Origin of the sequence: Pedobacter sp. JCM 36344, from assembly GCF_046546555.1 — a bacterium.
In the GTDB taxonomy this organism is placed as follows: domain Bacteria; phylum Bacteroidota; class Bacteroidia; order Sphingobacteriales; family Sphingobacteriaceae; genus Pedobacter.
In genome coordinates, this window is sequence record NZ_JBKHKK010000010.1 from 117,096 (window position 1) to 130,556 (window position 13,461).

A 13,461-nucleotide genomic window follows, 5' to 3' on the forward strand; every position below is an offset into this window, starting at 1 on the left:
TTTTCCAACGAGTTAAAGTTGGGGTATTCCAAATATAATGAATTACGGGTAGAATCATTTGAAGTAAATTCATATCTATTGTTTGATTGAAGACACGAAAAGATAAAACCCGGAAACCGTGATAAATGGCCGGACCTGTTGTCTGCTCGCATTGGAGCATAGACAACAAACTGCACTGGACATTGGATGTAGCATTCTCGGAATTGATCTGGCATTCCGACATTTTAATTTTAGACCTTTCCCACTTTGTCTTTTGATGAAACGTTCTGGTTGATATGGGGTTTGTACTGAAACTTTTCGGATACCGCTTTGCTATGTGTTTTATGGCTGTTTTCTTCGGGCCGAGCCGAAGCAGACACATAGCAGACTCGAAGCAGACTCGAAGCCAGGACGTAGAAGAGGCAACTAGTAATAAACCAGTGAGGCTCTTCTTTGTAGTCCTTAAATAGGGAAATGTAGTAATATAGCGTACCATGATTAGAAGCAGCATTGGTTGATTGCTTAAACGAACCTACAATACTGCTGTTTAAAAAAAGCAGATTTTACACCTAAAATGGGTTAACTGCACACTTAAACTGGTAAGTGTGCACATAAATCCTTAAGTGTACACTTAAAATCGTGAAGCTTGCTCAGACCCCTTATGTTGTCTTCTATCTGCTTAAAATATTTAGAATTTACCCGCCATAAAAATTTAATTTAAATAATGATTGTCAATATAATAACTAATTATTTACAGTAAAAAGCAAGCTTTAATCATACTTTTTTATACCTTCATTGAATCAAAATATGATGCGTTTACTCTGCGGTTAGCCTCCTCTATTGCCTTTTCAAAATTCTCAGTTTCCTTTACAAAATCTTTGTTGGTATTGAAAAATCTTTGTTGGCATTGAAAGATCCAAACTGTGGATCAGTCATCTGAATAAAGAAAATGGTTGCTACGCTATCACGCACCCAGCTCCTTGCCAGTTAAAAAATTCGCGTAGTCATAAAATTAATTGACCACACCGCCATTTTTAAGAAAGTCCTCAAAAAAGTAAAAATGGAGACATAAATATTATATATGTTTGTACATACCAAAAATAACATTGTAAAAACAACCGTTTATGTACAAACATAAATTCCTTTTAACCTTCTTCCTCCTTTTCACTTTAACATCTTGTAAAACGCTTAAACAAGATGATGTACTCAAATACGTAAATCCAAATATCGGTACCGCACACAGCAGGTGGTTCTTTTATACCCCTGCCGCACTTCCACATGGAATGGCAAAGCTTGCTCCATCAACCAATGGACACTATGGAAATCCCTCAGGTTGGGAAGCAGTAGGGTACGATACGAGACACAATTCTATCGAAGGTTTCGTTCATTTTCATGAATGGCAAATTGGTGGCGTTTCCGTAATGCCAGCTACAGGCCCATTAAAGGTTCGTCCAGGTGAGCTTGACAAACCTGGATCTGGTTATAGGTCAACATTTGATAGAAAGAATGAAGTTGCTGAGCCTGGTTATTACAAAGTACTTCTCAATGATTATAACATTACCGCAGAACTTACCGCTACGGAAAGGGTGGGATTTCATCGCTACACCTTTCCACAAAATGAGCAGGCAAGGATTATCCTCGACATCGGTAATAAACAAGGGGAAAGCTCCGAGGTTACTGAGGCTTCCATCACAATGGTCGACCAAACTCATTTTAAAGGCTATGTCGTCTCCTACCCTAAATATATTCAGCAGTATGATTCAAAAGGTAAAATAGCCATGTATTTCTATGGCGAACTCAGTAAAGCACCAAAAAGTGTGGGCGCTTTTGATGCAAAGCAAGCCTTTGAAAACACCAGAAGTATCAAAGGTAAAGGAGCGGGTCTATATCTGCAATATGCCACCGCAGCAAGCGAAACAATCGAGATGAAAATTGGGCTCTCCTATACCTCAGAAGACAATGCAAAAATAAACCTGGAAACAGAAGCAAAGGACCTAAGCTTCCAGCAGGCGAAAGATAACGCTCAGCAGATTTGGCGCAAAGAATTAGGAAAGATTGCAGTAAGTGATACCAATCAAAATAATAAGATAAAGTTCTATACCGGACTCTATCATGCGCTTCTGGGTAGAGGCATCGCCAGTGATGTAAATGGCTATTTTCCTAAATTTGGAAAGGATTCTATAGGTAGGTTACCCATTGATAAGAATGGTAAGCCAAATTATAACTTCTATAATACAGATGCAATTTGGGGTGCCTTTTGGAATCTAACACAGCTCTGGGCATTGTCTTACCCAGATCGTTATAAAGACTTTGTACAAACACACCTGGAGGTTTATAAGAACAGGGGTTGGTTTGGCGACGGGATTTCTAATGGGCAATTTACTTCTGGTGTAGGGACAAACTTCGTGGGATTAGCTATCGTTGGCGCCTATAATTCTGGCATAAGGGACTATGATGTAAATCTTGCTTACCAGGCAATCAGAGCCAATGAAGTTAACGGAAAAGACAGGCCGGTCGGTTCGGGTAAGCTTGATGTGGAAGCGTTTATGAAACGAGGTTATGTTCCTTTCCTCAATGAAAACACAACAAATTCCAACGGATCTCAATTCTCTGCTTCACACACTATGGAATACAGCTACAGTGCATTTGCCGCTGCGCAAATGGCGAAATCACTGGGTAAAATGGAAGACTACAAAATGTTTATCGATAAATCTGAAGGCTGGAAACTTCTTTTCAATCCTCAAAACAAGTTAATACAACCCAAAAATGCAGATGGTTCATTTATCGATAAATTCGACTCGCTCCAACCTTGGCGTGGCTTTCAGGAGGGAAACGCCGTGCAGTATACTTTCTATGTACCCCAGAATCCCGAAGGCCTGATCAATAAGATCGGCAAAGATGAATTCAACGAGCGACTGGATAATATATTCAATATTGCACAAATGAACGGTTTCAGTGGGGGAAAAGAGATCGACGCATTTGCCGGTATCAAAGCCAACTATAACCATGGAAATCAGCCAAACCTACACGTAAGTTGGCTATTCAATTTCTCAGGTAGGCCATGGCTTACCCAGAAATGGGTACGTGCAATTTGTGACGAATTCTACGGAACGGAAAGTATCCATGGGTATGGGTATGGGCAGGACGAAGATCAGGGACAACTAGGTTCCTGGTATGTTATGGCGTCTATGGGTTTGTTCGACGTTAAAGGCCTGACGGACTTAAGACCGATCATTGAACTGGGTAGCCCAGTATTTAAGGATATTGCGATCGCATTAGGTAACGGAAACAAACTTAAGATCTCGGCACAAGGAAATTCAGCAGAGAACATATATATTCAATCTGCCACCTTTAACGATAAAAAACTGAAAAACTGCTGGTTGTACAGAGATGAATTGATGAAAGGCGGCAAACTTGAATTTCAAATGGGCAATCAACCGAACGTGAATTGGGGAGTGGCAGTCCCTCCCCCTTCGACGCAATAAGTTTATTTATCGACCCAAAACTTTTCTATCTCTTCTAAAGACTTGCCTTTTGTTTCAGGTAGTAATTTGTATACCGTAATAAATGCAATGAAACAGAAAAATCCAAATACCCAGAATGTAGCCGCAGATCCTGCTTCTCTCAATAGAACTGGGGTAAGCTGACCCATTATGGTATCCGCCACCCACATCACCATGATGCTCAGTCCCATTGCCTTTCCCCTAATGTTAGTTGGAAAGATTTCTGAAGCAACAACGAACTTCAACGGTCCGATAGAGAACGCAAAGCAAGCTAGAAAGAGTGTCATGCTGATGATCAGAAATACACTGGTAGTCATGCCCAGGTAGAAAAAGACTCCTGTGATCACAAGGCTTATCGTAGCGCCAAGCGTTCCGACAAGGTAAAGTGGCCTCCTTCCCCAATCGTCGACTTTCCAGATTGCGACAAATGTAAACACCAGGTTGGCTACACCAAAAATGATCTGACCGAGAAAAGAGTTACTCAAAGCTATGCCCGCATCATTCAAAATCGAGGGGCCGTAGTAAATTATTGCATTAATTCCACTGAGCTGCGAGAATAAAGGGAGTAAAATGCCCAAGAGTAATGCCTTCCTTAAACGCGGACTAAACAGTTCCCTATATGTTCCTGACTCAAGATCATCTGCCACCACAATAGCGGAGCTTGCTGGAACTTCCTGATCATTATTTATCTTTTGTAAAATGAGCATACCTTCTGAAACCAGACCTTTTCTCATCAGCCACCTCGGACTTTCCGGTACAAAAAATAATCCTACTAAGAACAATAAAGCCAGAATAGTACCTATACTGAACATCCCTCTCCAAACTTCAGTAACGTAAACCAGGTTGAATAGTGAGGAAGATACACTGGTGATATTTGCTTCCGAATGGCTCAATAAAACTGAATTAGTAATGTATGCAAGCAAAATACCAACGGTGATTGCCAATTGGTAACAAGTCACCAATCGGCCTCTAACATGTGCAGGTGCAATTTCCGACAGGTACAAAGGCACAACGATCGAAGCAATCCCCACGCCTACGCCACCTATTAACCGGAATATAATTAGCCAGGTTAAAGAATGTACTAAAGCGCAACCGACTGCAGAGATCAAGAACAAAAAGGCAGACAGGAAAAGCAGTTTCTTACGTCCGAGCCTGTCGCTCAGGTCTCCCGAGAAAGCAACTCCTACAATGCAACCAACCAATGCTGAGGATACAAACCAGCCTTCTTGAAGCGCTGAAAGGTCGAATTGTTTCCTCACAAACGGCAGTACTCCAGAAATGACGGCCATATCAAAGCCAAAAAGCAGGCCGCCTAGCGACGCAACTACGGTGATCAAACCGAGGTAAAATTTATAAGATGTGTTCATTATTATGGTTTATAATTTGGTTTCTTCTTTGATAAAGGCTTTGATCACTTTGGCAATTTTATTACCTCCGTTAATTAGTTTATAGTGTTTTGCAGCTGCAGGGATCACGAACGTTTCGGCATAAGCGAAGGTCCCAGAAAACTTACCTTCAATCTCTAATTCGATGTAGTCACCTTCCACAAGCATTAACACCTGGCAGGAATCCTCAGTGTCTACTTCTATATTAGTTTGGAATTCAATTCTGTGCACATCGTAGAAATGTTCTTTATGCGTTGGCAAATGAATTAACTCCCAATCCTCTCCCTTGGCTAGAATGTTAGGGTGCGCAATCAGCTCAGACGTAACAACATCTCCCTTTCTTTCAAAATTCAGGTTATTAAAAGCATGGTCAATATTGATTGGTCGTGGATTGCCATTTAGGTCCAGCGACAACCAATCATACATTTTAAAAGTAAAGATATAGGGCGTAGCACTGATTTCCAGCACCATATTATTAACTCCAGAACTGTGTACCGTTCCATTCGGAATTAAAAATAGATCATGTTTGTTGGATGGGAATGCCTGTACAAAGCGCTCCACCTCTATTTTCTCGTTATTTGCCTCACTGGCTTCAAGAACTTTGCGAAACTCCTTTGGATCGATGTCTTCTTGGAAACCCAAATAAACCTTGGATCCTGGTTTGGAATCCAGAATGTAATAGGTTTCATCCTGAGTGATGTGCTCACCAAAATTATTGGAAATATATTCTTTAGATGGGTGACATTGGATAGATAGGTTTCCTCCATTAAAAGTATCTAGGAAGTCGAAACGTATCGGAAAGTAAGGTCCAAAAAGCGCCGCATGTTTCCCTATTACCGCTTTATATTGAAGCAACAATAGGAAATCAAAAGAAACTTCCAATAGAAAATTATCGCTCTCAAAGATTAACCCATTTTCTGGTGTAATTAATTCGAACGACCAGGCATAATTGACCTCCTCATTATTCAAACCTTTTACATGTTCCTTCATCCATTGTCCGCCCCATGAGCCCTTTTCAAACCATGGTCGCACCCTAAAAACTGTTCTTGCCATCTCAGCTAAGCCCACTTCCAGGTACTCTTTGAACATCCAGGTAACGTTCTTCTGCCATTGCCCATCGGCTACGATCTCTATATTTGACAAGATATTTTTTCTATGCAGATCGGCAACAACCCAATCTACAAAATAGAACCTTTTGTAAAGCGATGTAGCTGCCTGGGCTTCAGAACATCCAATATTATTCACTGATCCCGCACGCATGCGGTATTGGATCTCATTTTTAGGGATATCAAAATAGACTATCGGAGCATCCCATCCGCTTAATGAAGCGCCCAAACCGATCACAATATTTATCTGGCAATCTGGATCCTGCTGAATAGCGACAAGTTGCTTGCTGAAAAAGTCCGATAGGCTTAAGTCTGCCTTTGTACCCCAAACACTTTCTTTGGTGCCCAGATATGGTTCAACTAACAACTCAACTTCTTCCTCTGCTTTTAAATAATCTGCAGTACAATGCCATTTCAGAGTAATTCCCTTTTCACTCAATCTTGAGTCGATCTGCTGCTGGATAGCATCAAAAAATACCCCAGCGTATCCATCTATGATCACTGTTTTCTGCGCGATAATCCATTCTACGAGGCTGTCATACCCTTCAAATATTTTACCGCCGCCTAGTTTATGAACCGGCAAATGATTGTATGTATTTCTGTTTACAGCTTCATTGTTAAGTTTTGCAGGTATCAATGGCTGGGAACTTGCTCTCCAGGAGGTATCTGAAATAGGATCTGTCATTTAGAATATCATTAACTCAAATATAGCCATATGTATCAACATAGAAAAGTTTAAGTCAAACATATTGTACATACATAACCAAGCTAAGACTATACCTAATTTTCTTTATATTGCCACCGTATTACAGCCCTTCGGACCATGAAAATTGCACTTAATCATAAAAGCTCCGTTCCTCTTCACTTACAGGCAGAGGAACTGTTGCGCAAAATGATTAAAGATCCTCAGTACCAGAATGGTAGTCTCCTACCCAATGAAGTCGAACTTGCCCATCAGCTAAACATATCAAGAACTACTTTGCGACAAGCGCTCAATAAGCTAGTCTATGAAGGATTAGTCATCAGGAAAAAAGGTGTGGGTACAAAGGTAGCCGATGCCAAGATCAGCTCGAAATCAATTAACTGGCTCAGCTTTTCGCAGGAAATGAAAGCCAGAGGCATTCCAATTAAGAATTTTGAATTACATGTAAGCTGGGTTTACCCGGAAGAAAAGATCGCTCAGTTTTTTAACATTAAGACAGATGAGAAAATACTGAAGCTGGAAAGGCTAAGAGGTCGGATTGAAGGTCCTTTTGTATATTTTGTCTCTTATTTCCATCCCAATACAGGCCTCACGGGAGAAGAAGATTTCAAACGTCCGCTCTACGACATCTTGGAAAAAGATTACAATGTAGTCACAGCACTCTCCAAAGAAGAGATTAGCGCTAAATCAGCCGATAAGTTTATCGCAGGGAAATTAGAGACTGAGGTCGGCAGCCCTATACTTTTCCGAAAACGTTATGTCTACGACAATGCTGAGCGGCCAATTGAATATAACCTCGGGTATTATAAAGCCGATAGTTTCATTTATTCAGTCGAAAGCAGGAGAGCTTAATTACAAAACTCCCCAGGCCTCATTCGGCTTTGCACCCATAGTCAACTTTAATGATCCGCCTTTTAAAAGCTCCGAAGCAGGAAATTTAAAGGAGTTCAACACCTTGCCGTTAAGCGTAGCACCTTGAATGTATTTATTAGCTCTTGACACATTTCTTGCTTCAATGGTAAAAGATTTACCTCTTCCATACTGACTGCCAAGGTCAATTACAACTTTGGGAAAGATCGGACTTCCGATCTCATAAATAGGTTCCACACTGCAACCGCCATCCGTTTGAAATAAACCTAAGGAAGCCATCACAAACCAAGCGCTCATTTGACCCTGATCTTCATCACCCAAGTACGCGTTGGCCAGATCGTAACCATAGTACCTGTCAATAATCGCACGAGTCCATCTCTGGGTCAACCAAGGCTTATTGACCCAATTGAAAAGGAAAGCAAAATGCATAGATTGCTGGTTCCCCTGAATGACAGGATAATCCCAATACTGGTCTCCTGGCGCGTTAAATCTTAACCTATTGCTTTCTCCAAATCCCCAGGATAACCTTTCAACAAATCTATCTTTCCCTATTTGTTTTGCCAGCCCCGGAACATCTTGTGGAACAAAATAGGTCAGCTGCCAAGCGTTTCCTTCCACATAGTGCTCATTCGCACCAGATTTGAAAGGATCGAAATCAGGGAACCAAGTGCCATCAGATTTCTTAAGTTTGGCGTATCCGGATTCCTTATCTATTACATTTTTCCAGTATTCAGACCGTAAAGTAAATTCTGCTTCAGGCTGCTTTTTGCCGAGCGATTTAGCAAACTGAGCCACTGTCCAATCATCGTAAGCGTATTCTAGTGTATTGGAGAAACGCCCTTTATCATAGGGTACATATTTGTATTTTAAGTACGCCTCCAAGTCTCTGTTTCCTGCAAAACCAAGTCCCACCTTCTGCGCTGGCGTAGTTTGCATCTTATAAACAGCATTAAAAGCATTCTCTGCATCAAAATCCCGGATTCCCATCTGATAAGTCCCAACGATCAAGGGAATTTCATGTTCAGCCACCATCACCGGAACATAATTCATCCCCGCTGGTCCTTTTGCCAGCCATCCATTCGCATCGTACATTGCAAGCTGGGATTTAACCCATTTAGAGGACCATTCTGGTGTAATCAGATTCCAAAACTGATTTAGGTTCCAAAAGGTATTCCAAAAAGCGTCACAACCCAATGCCAATGCATTAGGGTCTTTTAATTGCTGAATCTTTTTGGTAGCGTCTACCCAATGCCCGTCGACGTCACTCCAAGTGTTGCGACTAGCCAAACCCCTATACATATTGCTGTAGAAACGGATCTTTTCACGGCGGTCGTTAGAACTGATCTTTACCCTGCCAATTAGCTTGTTCCAAGTGTCACGCTGAACATTTCTAACTTGATCGAAACTCCATCCAAATGGTTTTTCTACTTCTTCCTTAAGATTTTGAGAAGCGCCATCTATGCTAACGAGCGAGATTCCTGTGCGCATTTGCACTACCTGATTCTTACGCGTGTCGAATTCTACAAACGCACCTGCATCTTTGACCTCACCGGTCTCAATCAAATCTTGAGCGCCTATTTCATCATTAATCCAAGTACCAAACTTCTTGATCGGCTGGTCAAACTCAATTACGAAGTGTATGGTATAATCTTGGTTTACATCGCCCGACCATGCGTTGGCGGTAAATTGTCTACTGGACCCCTCTATTCTATAATCACTTACTTTCTTAAGGGTCACATTTTTCAGGACGTAACCATATTCTGCAGGAATCTGCAGATCTATCATCACTCTTGAGTCTACCGCTTTCGGATAGGTGTAGCGTTGGAAACCACATCGGGTCGTTGCAGTGAGCTCAGCCTTTATGTTGTATTTCTTTAATAGGACCTTATAATAACCCAGTGGTGCTTCTTCAGAAGATTTATCTATTTCTGATCGGTATCCATCGTCTTCTTTGCGTTCATCTCCGCCCTTAATCTTTAATGCTCCATTTACCGGAAGCGTTCCAAGTCCTGCCATAGTCCACTCATGGATATGGCTAAATACGCCTACACTTTCAAACGTAGGATCATACCCACTTTGCCAGCCTGGATTTTGATTGTCCGGACTAAGTTTGACCATACTAAATGGCATCCATGGTCCTGGTGCAATCATCCAGCGGGAATGCGCGGTTCCCATTTTAGTATCCACATAATCCGCAGGGCTAAACTCATTAAACGATGATCTGGCAACAACCCCCTGTTCCAAAAGCACACCGTTACAGTAGATCTCATATTTGCTGTTAACCTTCCTTTTGACCGCCGGCATCGGCACTTCAAACTGATACCTGGCGCTGTCTAAGCTTTCTTTAAAAATTTGCTTTCCATCCAGTTTGACAGTGATTACTGGTTTGCCCGACAAGTGTTGAATATCGGTTAGCAATGGTTGATAGCGCTTTCCATCTAACTTTATTTCGTACTTAGCCGCAGCAACATTCCTTAAAAAAGCATTTGTATTAAGAGCAAGCTTCGCGGTCTGAGGTCCGGTAAGTTTGATCTGATCAAATACCATCCATGAGCCGGCTAGTATCGTTAGCGAAACTTCATTACCGCCCTTTTTCAGTTGATTTACCGCTAGGGGTATCTCCCAAACGAATTCCTGTGCAGCTTTGAGATCACCTGTTATAGAATTGTCTGGCTTATGTTTCGAAAGTTGTTTAACGTAGCTTTTCCCGTTAATGCTTACTTTAAATAAAGGGGGTGTGATAGACTGATAACCAACAAGATCAATAATTAGTTTATAATTCCCTTCTACAGGATTATTTTTAAGGCCAAACAGGATGTTTACATTGTGTGACCTTAGTCCTGACGTTGGTCCGGTACCGCCCCAACTATCATCGGGGCCAGGCAGTACGTAAGCAAAATCGGTGTTAACTTTAGAGTAACCGATTAGAAAGTAACGATCCTCCCATCCAAAATCCTGATCTAAAAACTTAGCATATCCAGCTGGGGCAAGAGCCATGTCCTCACTTTTATTGTCTGCTTTACCGATCTCCCAGATGACCTTTGACTGCCCCTTTGAAATACTGGAGCTAAAAAGGATGAGCACTAAGATTACTATGGATTCGAGTATTCTACCTAACATATTTTTAAGTGCTATTTGTTCTTTAATTCTGCAAATTTAAGTTGATTGATGGCGGTCCAGAGTACACCGGCCTCACCTTTAAAACTAGAGGATCCCTGTGGACGGTTGTCAGGAGTATACCATTCAAAAAATCCCTTGTTTTTAATTACCCTATCCAACATTGGATTTAGCGCTTCCTTCGCTTCTGCGAGGTAACCATATCTGATTAATTCAGAGATCATCCGACCACCAAACCATGTCCAGTCGCCGCCATTCTGATAGGAATATGGTCCCATTCCAGTATTTTTAAACGTTCCAGCAGGATATACGGGGTATAGCGTTAAGCCAATAGTAGAAGCCTTCGCATTTTTCACATTTTCTTGCATCTTCAAGTATGCCTGCTTTACCTCCTTTTTTGTTAGAAAATTTGCCTCGATGGCAATAGTAGTCCCGCCATGGTAGTAAATTTCTTCCTCATCAAATGAATTTGGAAATGGGGAGCCGTTCAAATAAATATGCGGCTTAAACTTCTGTCTTTTTTGATCCCATAAATATTTCCTGACATTAGCTTTAAGGTCTAGAGCTACTTTGCTCCAATACTTACGGTCCTCATTTGACAGTTCTGCGAATTCAAGGTAGTTGTTAATGGCGATGACGAACATCGCGTTATCATAGATGTCAATCGCCTTGTGCGTATCAGCATTGATTTCTATTCCCCAGTCGTGTTCCGGTTGAACATCTCCCCAGTCCGCAGTTGTTGCACCCCAGATCAAACCATATTTTGTTTCGAAGCGATCCTTCAACAAGAACTTCATTGCCCTTTCCAACTGCTTTTGAACGGTACCACCCGCTACCATATCTTTCAAAATACTTTTATCACCTGTGACTTTTATATATTTTGATACTGCCTGAATAAGTGAAGATTCCTGGTCAGTCTCCACTGTATTCTTATGGCCAATATATTCAGGAGCCAAAGCGGATTTATAATAATTGTACCCTACACTGGTATTGCTTGACGGGATATAGCCGTCTAGGATACTGCCATCGGGTTGCTGAAATTTCAAGAATGTAATGAGGTATTTTTTGACGATAGCCTTATCATTAACGGTAGAAGAGACATTGATGAAAGTATTGAAATCTCTGATCCAAACCTCACCATATCCGTCACCAGCGGTAAAGCCCTTCTTGATCAAATCTTCTGCCATCTGCTTAACTAGGTTGGCTTTTGTTGTGAGAGAATCTTTAGTGGATTTAAGCACGTTGCCTTTAGTGGAAAATGATGTAAATAAGAATAGTAATAAGAAATAGCGGGGATAAATTTTCATTGTGCTTTGGTTAGTTTAACATACAGTTCTTTAAGCTGCAGTTAGAATGTACATACATAGTTACACAAAAAATTTGATTATTTAAACTTAGCGGTTGCCGATCTCTATTACCTGAAAATCTTGTATTTTGCCTTCAGAAACAGCAAACTTTACCAGCGTTTTTACACGATGCCAACCTGAATTGCCTGCTGCACCCGGGTTTATGTGCAAACATTCTATTTTTTTATCAAACATTACTTTCAGGATGTGAGAATGCCCCGTGATGAACAGTTTTGGGGGATTGGAAAGGATTTCTTTTTTTACTTCTAAGCTGTACCTACCGGGATAGCCGCCAATATGGGTCATCCAGACATCAAGACCTTCCACTGTAAAGCGCAGATGTTCCGGGAATTCTTGTCGGATGACCTGATCGTCAATATTGCCATAAACCCCACGCAGAGGCTTAAAGGCTCTTAAAGGTTCCGCAACACCAGATCCAAAATCGCCAGCATGCCAGATCTCATCGCAGTCAGCAAAATGCTTGAGTACAGCGGCATCGAGGAAGCTGTGCGTATCAGAAATCAAACCTATCTTAGTCATTTGTATTATTTTTATCGTTGGAATTACTTATAATTTGATTACCATACCTCTGGGCCCTGACCTTAAAAAATACCACCTAATCTGTGGGATGAAAACACTTACGGCAGAAGCAATCATGAAAACAAAAAGCGAGCAACATATTGGTAATTAAAGCTTAAAATGCCAAAAAGAAATCCTTTAATAACTGTCTGTATACCTCAGTATACACCTTTTCTGATTCATAAATATAAAAGGTTTCTTCTTTAAATTTTTCATTATGCTTACTCAAACAAATTACTTTCCTAATAACAGGCTTACTGAAATCCGATTGAATGCTGACCACGCTTTTTAAATAAAGCCCATAACCGCCAGCCATATTCAGTACCAGATCTGCCTGCTTGACTGGCAGTATTAGCCAGAAAAGACCATCATCAGTCAGCAGATTTGAAGACTTACTAATCAAGCTTTCAAAGAAGCTATCCGCAGCGTGACGTGCAATGCTTTTCCTCTTTTCTAAACTCTTCAAATCGTTTACAAAATAAGGAGGATTAGACACGATAAGATCATAATGAAACTCAGGCTCAAAAGAAGCTATATCTTGATTAAAAACAGATAACCGATCAACAAAAGGGGAATTAAAAAAGTTAAGTCGAGCAGCCTGAGCCGCAGATTCATCTATTTCTACTGCGTCAATCAGGGCAGCATTAAAACGCTGAGCCAGCATCATCGCTATCACCCCTGTGCCTGTACCAATATCTAAAGCACGATAACCTGAAGCAGCCGAAGAAAACCCAACAATAGCACCTAAAATAACGCCATCAGTGTTGATTTTCATCGCACAACTTTGCTGGTCAACCTGAAAATGTTTAAATTTAAAAATGCTCCCCATGCTTTTAAAAAATGTTCCCCATGCTATCAGTAGTTGCCACAAAG

General features: G+C 41.1%; 8 protein-coding genes. 2 read left to right on the forward strand and 6 right to left on the reverse strand.

The window, feature by feature from the left end; genetic code table 11:
- Positions 1 to 1,103 precede the first annotated feature (1,103 nt).
- Entirely contained in the window at positions 1,104 to 3,464 is a 2,361-nt protein-coding gene (locus tag ACHFIZ_RS11480) for a GH92 family glycosyl hydrolase (protein ID WP_410885924.1), read from the forward strand.
- A gap of 2 nt (positions 3,465 to 3,466) precedes the next feature.
- On the opposite strand, the gene ACHFIZ_RS11485 is transcribed toward ACHFIZ_RS11480, so the two are convergent.
- Positions 3,467 to 4,849 (reverse strand): sugar porter family MFS transporter, encoded by a 1,383-nt coding sequence (locus ACHFIZ_RS11485; RefSeq protein WP_410885926.1) that lies wholly within the window; start codon positions 4,847 to 4,849, stop codon positions 3,467 to 3,469.
- 9 nt (positions 4,850 to 4,858) lie between these two features.
- Positions 4,859 to 6,658 carry a class I mannose-6-phosphate isomerase gene (locus ACHFIZ_RS11490; protein ID WP_410885928.1) on the reverse strand — a complete coding sequence of 600 codons (1,800 nt, stop codon included), beginning with the start codon at positions 6,656 to 6,658 and terminating at the stop codon, positions 4,859 to 4,861.
- Positions 6,659 to 6,796: 138 nt separating this feature from the next.
- On the opposite strand from ACHFIZ_RS11490, the gene ACHFIZ_RS11495 reads away from it, so the two are divergent.
- A complete protein-coding gene (locus ACHFIZ_RS11495) occupies positions 6,797 to 7,528 on the forward strand; it encodes a GntR family transcriptional regulator (protein ID WP_410885930.1) in 732 nt (243 codons plus the stop codon).
- Here ACHFIZ_RS11495 and ACHFIZ_RS11500 read toward each other — a convergent pair whose 3' ends face one another.
- The 4 genes from ACHFIZ_RS11500 to ACHFIZ_RS11515 form a co-directional block, all read right to left on the reverse strand.
- Positions 7,529 to 10,666, reverse strand: a complete 3,138-nt coding sequence (locus tag ACHFIZ_RS11500) for a GH92 family glycosyl hydrolase (protein ID WP_410885932.1) — start codon at positions 10,664 to 10,666, stop codon at positions 7,529 to 7,531. It abuts the gene before it with no gap.
- Between the two features lie 11 nt (positions 10,667 to 10,677).
- Positions 10,678 to 11,970 (reverse strand): GH36-type glycosyl hydrolase domain-containing protein, encoded by a 1,293-nt coding sequence (locus ACHFIZ_RS11505; protein ID WP_410885934.1) that lies wholly within the window; start codon positions 11,968 to 11,970, stop codon positions 10,678 to 10,680.
- 87 nt (positions 11,971 to 12,057) lie between these two features.
- Positions 12,058 to 12,549: a metallophosphoesterase family protein gene (locus ACHFIZ_RS11510; RefSeq protein ID WP_410885936.1), complete on the reverse strand. Its 492-nt coding sequence runs from the start codon at positions 12,547 to 12,549 to the stop codon at positions 12,058 to 12,060.
- Positions 12,550 to 12,703: 154 nt separating this feature from the next.
- The gene (locus tag ACHFIZ_RS11515) at positions 12,704 to 13,363 is read right to left on the reverse strand and encodes a tRNA1(Val) (adenine(37)-N6)-methyltransferase (protein WP_410885938.1); all 660 of its coding nucleotides are present in this window, start codon (positions 13,361 to 13,363) and stop codon (positions 12,704 to 12,706) included.
- Positions 13,364 to 13,461 lie beyond the last annotated feature (98 nt).

Excerpts from the sequence above, each read along its gene's own strand:
- ACHFIZ_RS11480 (WP_410885924.1), top strand. The coding sequence starts at position 1,104 with ATGTACAAACATAAATTCCTTTTAACCTTCTTCCTCCTTTTCACTTTA.
- ACHFIZ_RS11485 (WP_410885926.1), bottom strand. The coding sequence starts at position 4,849 with ATGAACACATCTTATAAATTTTACCTCGGTTTGATCACCGTAGTTGCG.
- ACHFIZ_RS11490 (WP_410885928.1), bottom strand. The coding sequence starts at position 6,658 with ATGACAGATCCTATTTCAGATACCTCCTGGAGAGCAAGTTCCCAGCCA.
- ACHFIZ_RS11495 (WP_410885930.1), top strand. The coding sequence starts at position 6,797 with ATGAAAATTGCACTTAATCATAAAAGCTCCGTTCCTCTTCACTTACAG.
- ACHFIZ_RS11500 (WP_410885932.1), bottom strand. The coding sequence starts at position 10,666 with ATGTTAGGTAGAATACTCGAATCCATAGTAATCTTAGTGCTCATCCTT.
- ACHFIZ_RS11505 (WP_410885934.1), bottom strand. The coding sequence starts at position 11,970 with ATGAAAATTTATCCCCGCTATTTCTTATTACTATTCTTATTTACATCA.
- ACHFIZ_RS11510 (WP_410885936.1), bottom strand. The coding sequence starts at position 12,549 with ATGACTAAGATAGGTTTGATTTCTGATACGCACAGCTTCCTCGATGCC.
- ACHFIZ_RS11515 (WP_410885938.1), bottom strand. The coding sequence starts at position 13,363 with ATGAAAATCAACACTGATGGCGTTATTTTAGGTGCTATTGTTGGGTTT.